Raw genomic sequence first — 15255 nt, 5'->3', positions numbered from 1 at the left:
AACAGAATTTAACCGTGACGCTTGCTTGTATGGAAAAACCGGCTAATACGGTTGTATCTATATGTGCATTTCTGGGTTGATTGCCCCGGGGACAGAAAGAAACGAAGGTTCGGAAAGCCTATGACGGCAAGTTCTAAATTCTTTGGTGCAGCTTCCGCGCTCGCCATGTCGGTGGCTCTGGTAGCTTCAGGTACTGCTGCGCTTTCTCTGGCGTCTGTCGATGTTGCGCAAGCTGCCGTGGTGAGTCGGATTGATGTGCGTGGCAATGCGCGCGTCGATGCCCAGACTATCCGTGACAATATCGCAATCCGGCCCGGCAAGGCCTTTTCCAGTGCTGATATTGACTCAGCGGTGAAGAGCCTTTTTGCGATGGGTCTCTTCTCAGATGTGCGTATCAATCAGTCCGGCAGTACGCTTATTGTGACTGTCAGTGAGCGGTCCGTTGTCAATAATGTCCTGTTCCAGGGCAATAAGAAGGTCAAGGACCCTGATCTGGAGCGCGCTGTTCAGTTGAAGCCGCGCGCGCCTTTCGATGCCTCGATGATGGAATCCGACAAGGATGCGATCAAGGCAGCCTATTCGCATATCGGGCGCAGTGATGCGATCGTCAATGCGCGTACTGTCGATCTAGGGCAGGGGCGCGTGAATGTCGTTTATGAAATCACTGAAGGTACGCGTACCAAGATCGATAGTATCGAGTTTGTCGGTAATCAGGCCTATAGCGGCCGTCGTCTGCGTGATGTTATTTCGACGAAGCGTTCTAATCCGCTGTCATGGCTGACGCGTAACGATGTTTACGATGAGGGTCGCCTTCAGGCTGATGAAGAGGCGCTGCGCCGCTTCTATTACAATCGTGGTTATGCGGATTTCCGTGTTGTCTCGTCGAATGCGGTTCTTGATCCGGCGACGAATAAATATACGATTACCATCAGTGTCGATGAAGGTCAGCGCTACACATTTGGCGATGTCAGCGTCGAAAGCACAGTTGAAGGCGTTGATACTGAAGCGTTGAGCCGTGTTGTCAAAACGCGTTCGGGTAAGAATTACAGCGCCAAGGAAGTCGAAGATTCCGTTCTGGCCGTCACCGAGAATGTCGCAGGCAGCGGCTACGCTTTTGCGAAGGTAGAGCCGCGCGGTGATCGTGATTTTGAAAACCACACGATTTCGGTGGTTTATAGTGTTGATCAGGGCCCGCGTGCCTATGTTCAGCGGATCGAAATCCGTGGCAATGACAAGACCCGCGATTATGTGATTCGCCGCGAATTCGACATGAACGAAGGTGATGCCTTCAATCAGATCATGGTGCAGCGCGCCAAGCGTCGTCTTGAAGCGCTGGATTTCTTCCAGACCGTAAACATCTCTACGGCGCCGGGCTCTGAACCCGATCAGGTCGTTCTGGTTGTGGATGTGGTCGAAAAGTCGACAGGTGAATTCTCCATCGGCGGTGGCTACTCGACGGGTGGTGAAACCCCGGGTGCTTCCGTTGAAGGCGCTATTACCGAGCGTAACTTCCTGGGACGTGGCCAGTTTATCCGTATCAGCGCTGGTGCCGGTCAGGATAAAATGCGTAACTACGGTCTGTCCTTTACCGAGCCGTATTTCCTCGGCTATCGCATGTCGGCTGGTTTCGATGTGTTCCGTCGTTCCTATCGCGTGGATAGCGGCGGTCGTTATGATGTTGAGCAGACGGGTGGTACGATCAGATTTGGTCTGCCAATCACCGATAATTTCTCTGCGGGTATTGCCTATAATCTCGTTCAGGAAAAATATGATCTGACTGAGGATGGTGTGGGTTATTATGCGCCCGCTCTGGTTGAAGCGGGGGAGCATAGTCCTTGGCTGCGCTCGTCGATCAGCTATTCGCTGACATATAATTCCATTGATGACATGAAAGACCCGCATGACGGTATTTACGCCAAGTTCAATCAGGAATTTGCTGGTCTTGGTGGTGATGCAAAGTACATAAAGACGACGTTCAAGGCGAACTATTATAAGACCCTTGCGCAGGAAGCGGATATCGTTGGTATGCTGGGTGTTGGTGCCGGCTATATTTACGAATATGACGACGAAGGCGCGCGCATCTTTGATATGTTCAAGAATAATTCGGACATTATTCGCGGGTTCAAGTTCAATGGTATCGGTCCTTACCAGGATTCAGGCGACGGTAAGCGTTACTGGGTAGGTGGTACGACCTATGTCAACGGAACGGCAGAAGTGCAGTTCCCGATTCCGGCTGTACCTGAAAGCCTTGGTATTCGTGGGGCTCTGTTCGCTGATGCTGCTATGCTGTACGGAAATGAGTCTACTCTAGGTACCGATATCAATGGTAACGGTGTTCCTGTTCTTGGCGACGACAAGAAGCTTCGCGCTTCGGTCGGTGTCAGCTTGATGTGGGCGTCGCCATTTGGTCCGTTGCGGTTTGACTATGCATTCCCGGTTGCGAAGGCTGATACCGATAAGGTTCAGAACTTCAACTTCGGTGTCTCGACCAAGTTCTAACCGATTTGCCTTTCCCCGGGGTGTCGTCCATGTTCCGGGGAAGAAAGTGTTTTGATGGCAGATCCCATATTTTTTGCGCCTTCTCGTGTTCTCACTGTAGGCGATGTGGCTGATTTCACCGGTGCAAGTCTTCGTGACCCGAAGCTTGCACCGCGTTCTGTTACACGCCTGGCTTCCATGAAGGATGCCGGGGAGGGTGCGCTTATCTTCGTGGAAGGTAAGAAGAACGCAGAAGGGCTGGCAGGTATTCAAGCCGCTGGCGTTCTTTGTACGGAATCGGTCGCACCAAGCGTTCCTTCCCATATAGCAGCTCTGATTACCCGCAGCCCGCATCGCGATTTCGCAGCCGTGGGCCGCATGTTGTTTCCGACCTCTGCAAAGCCCGTGACTTGGCTGGGTGAGATCGGCATATCTGCGCAAGCGATTATCCATCCCTCAGCTGAGATTGAAGACGGAGCGACGATCGAAGCAGGTGCCGTCATTGGCAAAGGCGTGCGTGTTGGTTCTGGTACGCTGATTGCCGCAACAGCGGTGATTGGCGAAAACTGTCAGATCGGGCGTGACAGCTATATTGCACCGGGCGTCTCTGTTCAGTGTGCCTTTATCGGCAACAATGTGCAGCTTCATCCGGGGGTTCGGGTAGGGCAGGACGGTTTTGGTTATGTGCCGGGTCCGGCAGGACTTGAGAAAGTCCCGCAAATTGGCCGCGTCATCATTCAGGATCATGTGGAAATCGGTGCCAACACGACAGTTGATCGTGGTTCGCTTGGTGACACCATCATAGGCGAAGGCTCCAAGGTCGATAATCTGGTGCAGATTGCACATAATGTGCGTATTGGCCGCTTTTGTCTTATTGCGGCGCATTGCGGTGTTTCCGGCAGTTGTGTTATCGGCGACCAGACCATGCTCGGCGGACGTGTCGGCCTTGCCGATCATCTGATTATAGGCTCGCGCGTACAGATCGCGGCTGCGAGCGGCGTTATGAATGACATACCCGATGGCGAACGCTGGGGTGGGCTTCCTGCTCGCCCGATCAAACAGTGGTTCCGCGATATCGCTAATATTCGCAGCATCGGGCAATCGAGAAAGGAGCAATCCTCTGATGAGTGATACAGATCAGACCAAGCTGGAAGCCGCAGACATTCAAGACCTTCTGGCTGTGCTCCCGCATCGCTATCCGTTCTTGCTGATTGATCGCATTGTCGATATCGATGGCGACCGCTCAGCGACGGGTGTGAAGAATGTGAGCATTAATGAGCCGCATTTTGCAGGCCATTTCCCGGAAAAACCAATTATGCCGGGTGTATTGATCATTGAGGCCATGGCGCAGACTGCGGGTGCTATTTCGCTGCTTCAGCGCCGTACGGGCCGTCCCGGTGTCGTCTATTTCATGACTATCGACAATGCAAAATTTCGTCGTCCGGTCATACCGGGGGATCGTCTTCTTCTGCATGTCAAGAAGACCAAGCAGCGTGCAAATATTTCCAAATATGAATGCATCGCCGAAGTTGATGGTGTAAAAGTGGCCGAAGCTGAGGTGGCGGCAATGATCGACACTGCCGACGAAAACCAGTGAGCATTTTGAAGTGAACAATTCTGTAAAAGAAACATTCGTTCATCCCACAGCGCTTGTCCAAAGTGGCGTGCAACTGGGGCAGGGCGTGTCTGTCGGCCCTTTTTGCCATATCCAGTCCGGCGCTGTTATTGGTGATAATTCAGTTTTGATGAGCCATGTGGTTGTGACCGATGCGACGACACTCGGCGCTGGCGCAAAAGTGTATCCGCATGCTGTGCTGGGTTGCGATCCGCAGAACAACAAGCACAAAGGTGGACCGACCACACTTTTGATCGGCGAGAACTGCATTATCCGTGAAGGTGTGACCATGCATCGTGGTTCAGATGGTGCACGCGGTTTTACGCAGATCGGCGACAATTGTTCGTTTCTCGCCTATGCGCATGTGGCGCATGATTGCGATATCGGTGATCACGTCACCTTCTCCAACAATGTGATGATTGGTGGACATACGACCATCGGCCACCACGCCATTTTAGGCGGTGGTGCGGCGATCCATCAGTTTGTGCGCATTGGCCATCATGCTTTCGTGGGCGGTATGGCTGCCGTTGTCAGCGATCTCATTCCCTACGGCATGGCGATCGGTGTTCATGCGCATCTGGGTGGGCTCAACATCATCGGCATGAAGCGTTCGGGCATGGAGCGTAAGGAAATCCACAATCTGCGTCATGCTGTGCGTATGCTGTTTGACCGTACCAAGCCGGTGCGTGACCGGGCACAGGATGTACTGGCCGAGATCCCCGGCAGTGCGGCTGTGGCCGATATGATCTCCTTCATTACTGTTGATACCAAGCGCGCCTATTGCACGCCGCCGCTTGATGCGGTTCATGGCGGAGAAGGCTATGACAGCGACGCTAGCTGAAAATAGCACGCGCCCTTCCATCGAGGGTGGGCGCGTCGCCATTATTGCGGGCAACGGGCTTTTGCCGATCAAGGTTGCCGAAGCGCTCAAATCTGCGGGGCAATCTCCCTTTCTCGTTCCTCTGCGTGATGAAGCCGATCCTGTGCTCTATGACTATGAGCATCAGGAGATTTCTGTTGTCGAATTTGCAAAGCTTGTCCGCTCGATGAAGGCGGCAGGCGTTTTGCGTGTGGTGCTTGCGGGCGGCGTTCGCTCCAGGCCGCATGTCAGTGACTTGCGCCTCGATTGGCCGACGTTGCGTGCCGTGCCTTATGTCTTGCAAGCGCTTGGACGGGGCGATGATGCATTACTGCGCGCCTTTATCGGCTTGCTTGAATCCTTTGGTTTCAAGGTAGTCGGTGCGCATGAGGTCGTTCCAGATCTGCTCGCACCTTTTCCAGCACGTATTCTGACGAGCACTAAAGCCGACAAACGCGAAATGCGGAACATCGAAATTGCAATGCAGGCTGCTCTTCAGCTTGGCGATCTCGATGTCGGGCAAGGGGCTATTGCTGTCGGAGGCCGCGTGGTGGCGCTCGAAGGTGCTGAAGGCACCGATCTGATGATCGAGCGAATTGTTGAATTGCGTGCGGCAGGTCGAATCCCCAGACGCGGCGGTGTTTTGGTCAAAATGGCAAAGCCCAGGCAGGACGAACGCGCTGACTTGCCGGCGATCGGTGTGTCCACGGTTGCAAATGCCAAGCGAGCGGGTTTGGCAGGAATAGCACTTGAGGCGGGACGTACGTTTATTCTAGGCTTTGGCGAAACGCTGGCCAGTGCCAATGAACATGGCCTTTTCATTGAAACGATCAGTCGCGACAAGAAGGAAAGCCAAGGGTGAACACCGCAAGCCGACCATTGAAAATAGCAATCGTGGCCGGTGAAGAATCCGGTGATTTGCTTGGCGCCGACCTGATTGATGCGTTGCGCCACCAGACCGACCGGCTGGTGGACCTCGTCGGGGTAGGGGGCGAGCATCTCACGCAGCGGGGGCTTAAAAGTTTTTTCGATCCGCATGAAATCGCCCTTATGGGGCTCGGAGCTATTTTAAAAAACCTGCCGGGTCTTATGCTTCGCATTCGTGAGACAGCGCGCAGGATTGTTGCGGAAAAGCCGGATTGTGTTCTGCTGATCGACAGCCCTGAATTCACGCACCGCGTGGCAAAAAAGATCAGGGCTGCGGCACCCTCCATTCCGATCGTCAAATATATCGCGCCGAGCGTCTGGGCGTGGCGTCCGCAACGCGCGCGTGCCATGCGGGCTTCTTTCGATCATGTCCTGACTGTGCTGCCGTTCGAGGTCGATGTCATGCAGCGCTTGAGCGGTCCGGCTGCGACCTATGTCGGCCATCGACTGACCAGCCATGCGCCTATCCTCCATGCACGGGAAGCACAGCTTGCACGGGAACCTCGGCGCCTTGAATCAGGCCCCAAAACCCTTCTTCTTCTGCCGGGGTCGCGACGCAGCGAGATCGAGATGCTGATGGAGCCTTTTGGGCAAACCATCGCAGAGCTTACGAGACGGGTAGAAAAACTGGAAGTCGTGCTTCCGACCCTGCCGCGCATCGAAACGATGGTGCGTGATCTCGCAAGCAACTGGGCGGTGAAGCCGCTGATTGTGGTCAGCGACGAAGAGAAATGGAAGGCTTTTTCACGTGCCGATGCAGCTCTTGCAGCGTCCGGCACGGTTTCGCTGGAGTTGGCGCTGTCGCGTATTCCGGCTGTACTTTCCTATAAGGCCGACTGGTTCGCTAAAAAATTCCTGATGCCAAAGATTACCATCTGGAGTGCTGCACTCCCCAATATCATTGCCGATGCGCCGGTGGTGCCCGAATATTTTAATGAATTCGTGCGGCCTGGTATGCTGGCGCGCCATCTGGAGCGGATAATGCATCCGGGTTCGGCACGTCAGGCACAACTCGACGGTTTCGACGCGGTGGCCAGAATAATGGCAACAAAACGTTCGGCTGGTGAAATCGGAGCGCGGGTTCTTCTCGACCTCATCGGAGTGAAATGAGAATCGGCATGATTATGCTTAAAATGGAAAGTGTTAGCGCGTTGATCTTATTCAATCAGATTGCAACATGCTCTAAAATATCTGTTCGTTCCGCATAAAGCACATAGAACGGAACTCTAATCGTTTGAAATAACGTGCCTTTTTACGGTACACAGAATAATATTTTTGAAATGCTGTTTAACGGCAGGTGATCTCCAAACTTTTGATATTCGACAAAGTGTCTGCCGAGTTTTGCAGAAATTGTTTTCATTCTGTTGCAATTCATTTGCAATAGCAATTCTAACTAGCTAGATATGCGTTATGGTTTTGCAAATAATTCCTAATTGCAGGGCATTCTGGATCAAAAGATGCAAATGGCTATCAGTAGCGAAAAGGCGATGGTTTATGTTTGATAGGGTAAGACGATCATTTCTTGTGGCTCTGGCTGGAGCAGGGGTGTCGGCGCTGCTCATGGTAGCACCGGCTTCGGCCGAGGGAAAATTCAAGGCGGTCACAACCTTTACAGTCATCGCGGATATTGCGCGCAATGTGGCGGGCGATGCGGCAACGGTGGAATCGATCACCAAGCCGGATGCTGAAATTCATAATTACCAGCCAACGCCAGGAGACATAAAACGCGCGCAGGGCGCGCAGCTTATCTTGTGGAACGGGCTAAATCTGGAACTGTGGTTCGAGAAATTTTTCCACAACCTCAAGGATGTTCCAAGCGCTACCGTCTCGGACGGTGTTGAACCGATGGGTATTACGGAAGGTCCTTACACGGGCAAGCCAAACCCTCATGCATGGATGTCGCCGACCGCAGCTCTGATCTATACCGATAATATCCGCGATGCTTTTGTCAAATACGACCCTGCCAATGCCGAAAGCTATAAGGCGAACGCGGAAAGCTATAAGGAAAAGATCAAGGCGACCGTTGAGCCGATCAAGGAGAAACTGGCAAGCGTTCCTGAAGACAAGCGCTGGTTGGTGTCGAGTGAGGGGGCGTTCTCCTATCTGGCGCGCGATTTCGGCTTGAAGGAACTTTACCTCTGGCCGATCAATGCTGACCAGCAGGGAACACCGCAACAGGTACGCAAGGTAATCGATGCGGTGCGCAAGAATGATATTTCGGTCGTCTTTTCTGAAAGCACGATATCTGCCGCTCCTGCAAAGCAAGTGGCGCGTGAGACTGGCGCTAAATACGGCGGCGTACTTTACGTGGACTCGCTCACCGATGCCGACGGGCCGGTGCCGACCTATATTGATCTTTTGCGTGTGACTTCCGACACAATCGTCAAAGGTCTGACGGGGTCTTAAGACGCTTAATGGATTACCCGCAAGTGCAAGCGAGCAGGTAATATACGAGTGTGGCTGTGATCTGAAATTCCATCGAAGCCTTGCTCCAAAGTGACACGAATTTCAGTTTAGCCACACTAGCATTCTGATGAAGGGGATAACCAATGAATGCCCAACCCGACTGGCATCTTCATGCCAAGGCCGGTTCTAAAGATGGAATTCTGGTGGATGGTGCAACCGTAACCTACAGAAATGGGCATACGGCGTTGCGCGATGCGCGTTTCGAGATCCCCACCGGCACCATAGCGGCCCTTGTGGGCGTCAACGGCTCGGGTAAATCAACCCTGTTCAAGGCTATCATGGGTTTCGTGCGGCTTGCCAAAGGTACGATCCGTATTTTAGGCATGCCGGTCGAGGATGCCCTGCGTAAAAATCTGGTCGCCTATGTGCCGCAGTCGGAAGAGGTGGACTGGAATTTTCCGGTGCTGGTGGAAGACGTGGTGATGATGGGGCGCTATGGCCATATGGGCATGTTGCGTAGGCCGAAAGCCATTGATCACGAGGCGGTAGCGGTAGCGCTGGAACGCGTCAACATGGGCGAATTTCGAAAGCGTCAGATCGGTGAACTTTCCGGCGGTCAGAAAAAGCGGGTTTTTCTTGCCCGCGCACTGGCGCAGGACGGCCGCGTCATTCTGCTTGACGAACCTTTCACCGGCGTTGATGTCAAAACCGAAGAGCAGATCATCACCCTTCTGCGCGAATTGCGTGACGAGGGCCGAGTCATGCTGGTTTCAACGCATAATCTTGGTTCCGTGCCGGAATTCTGCGACCGCACGATCCTGATCAAGGGCACGGTGCTTGCCTATGGGCTGACGGGTGAGACGTTTACGCAGGAAAATCTCGAAAAAACTTTTGGCGGTGTTTTGCGTCATTTTGTGCTCAGCGATGGACATCACGGCACACCTGCATCCATTGGCGTGATCACCGATGATGAACGTCCATTGATCATGCATGGCGGCAAGGCGACCGCACGAACGGACAGCGCGAGAGAAGCGCAGGAATGATGGATTTTATTCCTCCAGTGCTCCTTGAGCCATTCACTTACGGCTACATGCTGGATGCCATGTGGGTTTCGGCTCTGGTCGGCGGTGTTTGTGCATTCCTGTCCTGTTATCTGATGCTGAAAGGCTGGTCGCTGATTGGTGACGCGCTCTCGCATGCAATCGTTCCCGGCGTGGCAGGTGCCTATATGCTCGGCCTGCCATTTTCTATCGGCGCGTTCTTTTCCGGTGGATTGGCTGCTGCTGCCATGTTGTTTTTGAACCAGCGCACAAAACTCAAGGAAGACGCGATTATCGGGCTCATTTTCTCGGGTTTTTTCGGCCTGGGCCTGTTCATGGTGTCGATCTCGCCCACTTCGGTCAACATCCAGACCATCGTGCTTGGCAATATTCTGGCGATCACGCCGGGCGACAAGTTACAGCTTGGCATTATCGGTTTCGTGTCGCTGGCGATCCTGCTCGTCAAATGGAAAGACCTGATGGTGACTTTCTTCGACGAAAGCCATGCCCGTTCCATTGGGCTTAACCCGACCGCGCTCAAAATTATGTTCTTCACGCTGCTGTCGGCTTCAACGGTTGCAGCCCTTCAGACGGTGGGTGCATTTCTCGTCATCTGCATGGTGGTGACGCCGGGGGCGACCGCCTATCTGCTGACCGACCGTTTTCCGCGTCTGCTGATAATTGCCGTTGCCATTGGCGCTATGACCAGTTTTGTCGGCGCTTATGCAAGCTATTTTCTCGATGGCGCAACGGGAGGCATCATTGTCGTTCTGCAAACGGCAATCTTCCTGACCGCTTTCTTCTTCGCACCTAAACACGGCATGATTGCTGCGCGCAGACGCGCGGTCAGAACGCAAGCCATGGAGGTGCAACCATGAGCCTGGTTGAGACATTGCTGTCGCCATTTGAATTTGAGTTCATGATCAACGCCTTTGTAATTTCGGTCATTGTGGCGATCCCCATGGCGCTTTTGTCGTGTTTCCTTGTGCTCAAAGGCTGGTCGCTGATGGGCGACGCTATCAGCCATGCGGTTTTTCCTGGTGTGGTAATCGCCTATGTGGTGGGTTTTCCTTATGCCATTGGCGCCTTTGTGGCGGGCATGTTTTGCGCGATCAGCAGCGGCTTTCTCAAGGACAACAGCCGCATCAAGCAAGACACCGTCATGGGCGTGGTGTTTTCCGGAATGTTCGGGCTGGGGCTCGTGCTTTATGTGAAAATCCGTCCCGATGTGCATCTCGATCACATCCTGTTTGGCGATATGCTGGGCGTAACGCTCTATGACATTGCGCAAGCGGGGCTGATTGCAGCGATCACCGCAGGTATCATTGCAGTCAAATGGAAGGATTTTCTGCTGCACGCCTTCGATCCAGCACAGGCGCGTGCGGTGGGTCTGCGGGTCAACCTCCTACATTATGGCCTGCTCAGCCTGATTTCGCTGACCATTGTCGGCGCATTGCAGGCCGTAGGGATCATTCTGGCCATTGCGATGTTGATCGCGCCAGGAGCTATCGCGTTTCTCCTGACCCGGAAATTCTCCACCATGCTGCTGCTGGCCGCAACTATTGCAGCGGTAGCGTCATTCTTTGGTGTCTATGCGTCCTTTTTCATTGACAGCGCGCCAGCACCAACCATCGTGCTGCTGCTCTCAATAGCGTTCGTTGCCGCATTCCTCCATGCCACGCGTAAGGCGGTGCGCATCGAAGCTAATCAATCTTTGCAAGATGGCTGATGAGGTCGAGCGTGGGGGCGGATAGGTCTTCGCCCTCGCGCATGCAGAGCGAAAGATGACGTATCGTCCATTGATCGCTGAGGCGGATGATGGCAATTTTCATGGACCGTTTGAGGCGACGAGCTGCCGTTTCGGGAAGGATAGCGACGCCGACGCCTGCAGCCACCATCTCACCAAGCCCTTCAAAGGTGCGAAGGCGCGTACGTATTTTCAATCGTGCGCCAAGGCGTACGGCCTGCGCTTCGATATGATCGTAAAGCGCGCCAGCGCTTAAAACCACGAACTGTTCCGTCACGATATCGCTGAAACAAAGCTGCCGGGTTGATGCAATCGTGTGGCTAGGGGATGCAATCAATACCAGCCGGTCGGTTGCGAAGGGGATAAGGCGCAGGCCGTCCGTTGCCACTGCATCCGAGAGAATGCCGATATCCGCAAAGCCGCCTTTAACAGCACGCGCAATTTCCGCGCTCTGGCGTTCCTTCAGGTCGGTATCGATCTGCGGATTACCCGCCATCCAGCGTGCGAGCGGGCCGGGCAGATGTTCAGTGATTGCCGCCGTATTGGCCAAAAGCCGGATCGAACTACGCATGGCTTTCGCATGGGTGATGAGGTCGGCATGCATGTTCGACACTTGCCCCAGTACGACCCGGGCATGATGGGCGAGGGCTTCACCAGCATCTGTCAGCGTAACGCCGCGCCGCCCGCGCTCCAGTAGTCTGACCTGACCGGATGTTTCCATGTCGCGCAACCGCTCGCTTGCCGCAGGCAAAGACATGCCTACTTCTGCCGCGCCATGGGTAATACTGCCGGCATCAGCAACCGCCGTAAAAAGGCGAAGATCGGTAAGGTCGAAGCGCATTATCTTCCTTTCTGCCTTCGGATAAGCCGAAGGTAGAATACGGATATTCCGCATTTTACCAAGTTATTATTTGGTTATAGCGAGGCTATGACCTATTCTGCCGCAGTGATCATCATGATCGCCTTCACATTTCTGGGGGCTGGTTTCGTCAAGGGCCTGACGGGTATGGGCCTACCGACAGTCGCCATGGGTCTGCTGGGCGCGCTGATTTCGCCTATGACCGCGGCAAGTCTGCTGATCGTGCCGTCTTTTGTGACCAATGTCTGGCAATTGGTTACAGGGCCTGATTTCCGGGCACTGGCAAGACGCCTCTGGGCGATGATGCTTACAATCGTCATCGGAACGGTGGCGGGCGGCTCGGTTCTGGTCGGCGGACACAGCACACTTACAACGGCGTTGTTGGGGCTTTGCCTTGTCGTCTATGCGGGCCATAGCCTCTTTGCGCGGCAACTAAACGTACCCGCGCGGCATGAAGTCTGGCTGTCGCCGCTGATCGGGCTTCTAACCGGCCTCGTTACCGGCGCGACGGGTGTGTTCGTCATCCCCGCAGTGCCCTATCTGCAAGCGCTGGGGCTTAAAAAGGACGATCTGGTGCAGGCGCTTGGACTATCTTTTACGGTTTCGACGGTGGCGCTTGCCTTGGCTCTTTCGTCGAGACAGGCTTATGGCGGAGACGCTTTTCTTGTCTCTTTTCTTGCGCTCGTCCCAGCATTGGCTGGCATGGCGCTTGGGCAGGTCGTGCGCAACAGGATGAGTGCGGCGGTTTTTCGCAAATGGTTTCTCTTCGGCCTTCTGCTGCTCGGCTTGGAAATGCTTTTGAGGTCATTATTCTCGTTTTTAGGGTAATTTAGGAATAATATTCCTGTTTCTTGCGGGCGTAATGATTGCTGTTGCTTGCCTGAAGACACTTCCGGCAGGATAGTGGCAGGTCTTTGGCTGGACCGCTCCGGACAGCCCCACGGCCTGATCGAGACCCTGATCGAGACAATGAACAGATATTCCCCTCAACAACGGCAGAACCGGACGGCAAAGCCGTGGCTTCGCTTTTTCAAGCCGATTTTGGCAGGCGCCACCTTGCGCGAGCGGTCGATTGCCTGTCTTGGCGCGCTGATCGGCATTGCGCTAACCAGTGTCGTTTCGGCGCTCTTGCTTGGTGCTGGACCGGCTCTGCCATTGATCGTAGCCCCCATGGGTGCGTCAGCAGTGCTGCTTTTCGCCGTGCCGACCAGCCCGCTCGCCCAGCCATGGCCGATCATCGGCGGCAATGTGATTTCCGCCTTTGTTGGTCTGACCGTCGTTCATTTCGTCCCCGATCCGCAGCTTGCCGTCGGCCTCAGCGTGGCGCTGGCCATTGCCGCAATGTCTGTGACCCGTAGCCTGCATCCACCGGGCGGTGCCGCGGCACTGACCGCAGCTATTGGTGGCACGGCGGTGAGTGACTGGGGGCTTCTCTTTCCGCTGGTGCCGGTCGGACTGAATTCCTGCTTGTTGGTTGGGCTTGGTATTGCCTTTCACCGTCTGTCGCGCCGCCAATATCCGCACCGTGTTGCGGCCCCGCAAAGTGCACACTCGACGCAGGATCTGCCGCCCTCGGTGCGCATGGGCTTTAGCGAGGAGGATATTGACCGGGCGCTCGATGCACTGGATGAGAGCTTCGATATCAATCGCAACGATCTCGGCCGTCTGTTACGCCAGGTCGAATTGCAGGCCACGGTGCGTTCGCATGGCTATCTAAGCTGTGCCGATGTCATGTCGCGGGATGTTGTAACCATTGACGAAAACGATACCACTGAGACTGCACGCGATCTTCTTTTGCGCCACCGCATCTTGACCCTGCCGGTCATTGATCCTGCCGGAAAACTTGTAGGGGTGGTGGGATTGCGGCGACTGATGCGCGCAGGTGTTCATCTGCGTGATCATATGGCAAAGGCCGTCATAGCAAGGCCCGACGATGCGGCGCTGGCGCTTCTGCCTGCTCTTACCGACGGGTTGACACCTGCGGCAATCATTATAGATGAGGGTGAGAATGTGGTCGGCGTGGTGACGAAAAGCGATCTCTTAAGCGCGCTTGCGCATGTATTGCCCTCAGATATGTCTGAAGCCATAAAAGTGGTCGCCTGATCCAATCACGAGTTGTTTGCGGCATACGGTTAAAATAGCCTATTGAATAACCAGCGCGATTTGGGCAGGGTCGTCGCCTGCAACAATGTCCCTGACGAAGAGTAAACATGTCGGTCCAGCGCGTAAGCTTCTATATTCTTCTGGCGCTTGTCACGATTGCTTTCGCGTGGCTGCTTATTCCCTATTACACGGCGGTACTCTGGGCTGTCATTCTGGCGGTGATTTTCTACCCCGTTCAGGAATATCTGGTTCGTATTCTGCGCGGCCGCTATAATCTTGCGGCGTTTCTTTCAGTCGTGATGTGCGTCTGTCTGGTCATCATGCCGCTGCTGATCATTTTCAGCTCGCTCGTGCAGGAGGGCAATTCGCTCTATCAGCGGCTCAGCACACGGCAATTCGATCTTAACGGCTATCTCAACTCTATCATCGCGTTTTTACCGGATACTTTGGAAGACTGGCTGAAACGCTTTGAACTGGGTGATTTTGCTGAATGGCGCTCGCGTATTTCCTCTGGCATCTTGCAGGGAAGTCAGCTTTTCGCCGGAAGGCTTGTCAGTTTCGGGCAGAATACGGTGCAGTTTCTCATCGGCTTTGGTATCATGCTCTATCTGCTGTTCTTCCTGTTTCGTGACGGTGCGGATCTCGGACGCCGGATCAGACAGGCCATTCCGCTAAGCGACGATTATACAAGGCAGTTTCTCGAAAAATTCACCGCCGTTGTCCGCGCCACCGTCAAGGGCAATATCATCATCGCCATCATTCAGGGCACCATAGGCGGTGTGACCTTCTGGCTGTTAGGCATAGAGGCCGCTCTTTTGTGGGGCGTGATGATGACCTTCTTCTCCCTATTGCCTGCTGTTGGCGCAGCTTTGGTATGGGTGCCCGCCGCCGTCTGGTTTTTTGCGAGTGGTTCCTGGGGCAAGGGTATTATCCTTGTGCTGATCGGTACGCTGATCATTGGCCTCGTGGATAATCTGCTGCGCCCGCCGCTGGTCGGCAAAGGCACGCGCCTTCCGGATTATGTCGTGCTGATCTCGACGGTCGGCGGCATTTCGCTGGTCGGTATCAATGGGTTTGTGGTTGGGCCGCTGATTGCCGCCATGTTCATCGCCGCGTGGTCATTGCTGGCCGAAGAACAAAAACATGAGCCGCGCGAAACGCCGCCTGCAAAAACGGCGGCTCCGAAAGCCGCCGTCAAACGCCCGAGAAAGAGCTGACCGA

Annotated in this window: 14 protein-coding genes; 13 read left to right on the top strand and 1 reads right to left on the bottom strand. The window is 54.5% G+C overall.

Annotated elements, in window-relative coordinates:
- The first annotated feature begins 120 nt into the window (after positions 1-120).
- The 10 genes from bamA to AAIB41_RS04840 all read left to right on the top strand — a co-directional run bounded on the left by bamA (position 121) and on the right by AAIB41_RS04840 (position 11054).
- Positions 121-2499 (top strand): outer membrane protein assembly factor BamA, encoded by a 2379-nt coding sequence (gene bamA / locus AAIB41_RS04885; protein WP_343314497.1) that lies wholly within the window; start codon positions 121-123, stop codon positions 2497-2499.
- A 54-nt stretch (positions 2500-2553) separates the two neighbouring features.
- Positions 2554-3609, top strand: coding sequence for a UDP-3-O-(3-hydroxymyristoyl)glucosamine N-acyltransferase (gene lpxD / locus AAIB41_RS04880; protein ID WP_343314496.1), 1056 nt, complete (start codon positions 2554-2556; stop codon positions 3607-3609).
- Positions 3602-4075, top strand: a complete 474-nt coding sequence (gene fabZ, locus AAIB41_RS04875) for a 3-hydroxyacyl-ACP dehydratase FabZ (protein ID WP_343314495.1) — start codon at positions 3602-3604, stop codon at positions 4073-4075. Before lpxD ends, fabZ begins: the two co-directional genes overlap by 8 nt.
- 10 nt (positions 4076-4085) lie before the next feature.
- Positions 4086-4934 carry an acyl-ACP--UDP-N-acetylglucosamine O-acyltransferase gene (gene lpxA, locus AAIB41_RS04870; RefSeq protein WP_343314494.1) on the top strand — a complete coding sequence of 283 codons (849 nt, stop codon included), beginning with the start codon at positions 4086-4088 and terminating at the stop codon, positions 4932-4934.
- Positions 4900-5814 carry an LpxI family protein gene (locus AAIB41_RS04865; RefSeq protein ID WP_343314493.1) on the top strand — a complete coding sequence of 305 codons (915 nt, stop codon included), beginning with the start codon at positions 4900-4902 and terminating at the stop codon, positions 5812-5814. Before lpxA ends, AAIB41_RS04865 begins: the two co-directional genes overlap by 35 nt.
- The gene (lpxB, locus tag AAIB41_RS04860) at positions 5811-6989 is read left to right on the top strand and encodes a lipid-A-disaccharide synthase (RefSeq protein WP_343314492.1); all 1179 of its coding nucleotides are present in this window, start codon (positions 5811-5813) and stop codon (positions 6987-6989) included. The genes AAIB41_RS04865 and lpxB overlap by 4 nt, the downstream gene beginning before the upstream one ends.
- A 384-nt stretch (positions 6990-7373) precedes the next feature.
- Positions 7374-8285 (top strand): metal ABC transporter substrate-binding protein, encoded by a 912-nt coding sequence (locus AAIB41_RS04855; protein WP_343314491.1) that lies wholly within the window; start codon positions 7374-7376, stop codon positions 8283-8285.
- Between the two features lie 143 nt (positions 8286-8428).
- The gene (locus AAIB41_RS04850; RefSeq protein WP_343314490.1) at positions 8429-9328 is read left to right on the top strand and encodes a manganese/iron ABC transporter ATP-binding protein; all 900 of its coding nucleotides are present in this window, start codon (positions 8429-8431) and stop codon (positions 9326-9328) included.
- A gap of 8 nt (positions 9329-9336) precedes the next feature.
- Entirely contained in the window at positions 9337-10203 is an 867-nt protein-coding gene (locus AAIB41_RS04845; protein WP_343314666.1) for a metal ABC transporter permease, read from the top strand.
- Positions 10200-11054: a metal ABC transporter permease gene (locus tag AAIB41_RS04840; RefSeq protein ID WP_343314489.1), complete on the top strand. Its 855-nt coding sequence runs from the start codon at positions 10200-10202 to the stop codon at positions 11052-11054. The genes AAIB41_RS04845 and AAIB41_RS04840 overlap by 4 nt, the downstream gene beginning before the upstream one ends.
- Here AAIB41_RS04840 and AAIB41_RS04835 read toward each other — a convergent pair.
- On the bottom strand, positions 11029-11913 hold the full coding sequence (locus tag AAIB41_RS04835; RefSeq protein WP_343314488.1) for a LysR family transcriptional regulator: 885 nt from the start codon (positions 11911-11913) through the stop codon (positions 11029-11031). The two genes, AAIB41_RS04840 and AAIB41_RS04835, sit on opposite strands and share 26 nt — an antisense overlap.
- Positions 11914-12000: 87 nt before the next feature.
- On the opposite strand from AAIB41_RS04835, the gene AAIB41_RS04830 reads away from it, so the two are divergent.
- From AAIB41_RS04830 to AAIB41_RS04820, 3 genes are all read left to right on the top strand, one after another.
- Positions 12001-12759: a sulfite exporter TauE/SafE family protein gene (locus AAIB41_RS04830; RefSeq protein WP_343314487.1), complete on the top strand. Its 759-nt coding sequence runs from the start codon at positions 12001-12003 to the stop codon at positions 12757-12759.
- A 141-nt stretch (positions 12760-12900) separates the two neighbouring features.
- Positions 12901-14034, top strand: a complete 1134-nt coding sequence (locus tag AAIB41_RS04825) for an HPP family protein (RefSeq protein WP_343314486.1) — start codon at positions 12901-12903, stop codon at positions 14032-14034.
- A 107-nt stretch (positions 14035-14141) separates the two neighbouring features.
- A complete protein-coding gene (locus tag AAIB41_RS04820; protein WP_343314485.1) occupies positions 14142-15251 on the top strand; it encodes an AI-2E family transporter in 1110 nt (369 codons plus the stop codon).
- Positions 15252-15255 lie beyond the last annotated feature (4 nt).

The sequence above is a fragment of the Brucella sp. BE17 genome (assembly GCF_039545455.1).
GTDB lineage: Bacteria > Pseudomonadota > Alphaproteobacteria > Rhizobiales > Rhizobiaceae > Brucella.
This window is presented reverse-complemented; position numbering and strand designations above follow the sequence as displayed.

Bases quoted from the DNA above. Each gene is read 5' to 3' on its own strand.
- AAIB41_RS04825 (WP_343314486.1), top strand. From the start codon at position 12,901: ATGAACAGATATTCCCCTCAACAACGGCAGAACCGGACGGCAAAGCCG.
- fabZ (WP_343314495.1), top strand. From the start codon at position 3,602: ATGAGTGATACAGATCAGACCAAGCTGGAAGCCGCAGACATTCAAGAC.
- AAIB41_RS04835 (WP_343314488.1), bottom strand. From the start codon at position 11,913: ATGCGCTTCGACCTTACCGATCTTCGCCTTTTTACGGCGGTTGCTGAT.
- bamA (WP_343314497.1), top strand. From the start codon at position 121: ATGACGGCAAGTTCTAAATTCTTTGGTGCAGCTTCCGCGCTCGCCATG.
- AAIB41_RS04840 (WP_343314489.1), top strand. From the start codon at position 10,200: ATGAGCCTGGTTGAGACATTGCTGTCGCCATTTGAATTTGAGTTCATG.
- AAIB41_RS04830 (WP_343314487.1), top strand. From the start codon at position 12,001: ATGACCTATTCTGCCGCAGTGATCATCATGATCGCCTTCACATTTCTG.
- lpxD (WP_343314496.1), top strand. From the start codon at position 2,554: ATGGCAGATCCCATATTTTTTGCGCCTTCTCGTGTTCTCACTGTAGGC.
- AAIB41_RS04820 (WP_343314485.1), top strand. From the start codon at position 14,142: ATGTCGGTCCAGCGCGTAAGCTTCTATATTCTTCTGGCGCTTGTCACG.
- AAIB41_RS04855 (WP_343314491.1), top strand. From the start codon at position 7,374: ATGTTTGATAGGGTAAGACGATCATTTCTTGTGGCTCTGGCTGGAGCA.
- AAIB41_RS04865 (WP_343314493.1), top strand. From the start codon at position 4,900: ATGGCGGAGAAGGCTATGACAGCGACGCTAGCTGAAAATAGCACGCGC.
- AAIB41_RS04850 (WP_343314490.1), top strand. From the start codon at position 8,429: ATGAATGCCCAACCCGACTGGCATCTTCATGCCAAGGCCGGTTCTAAA.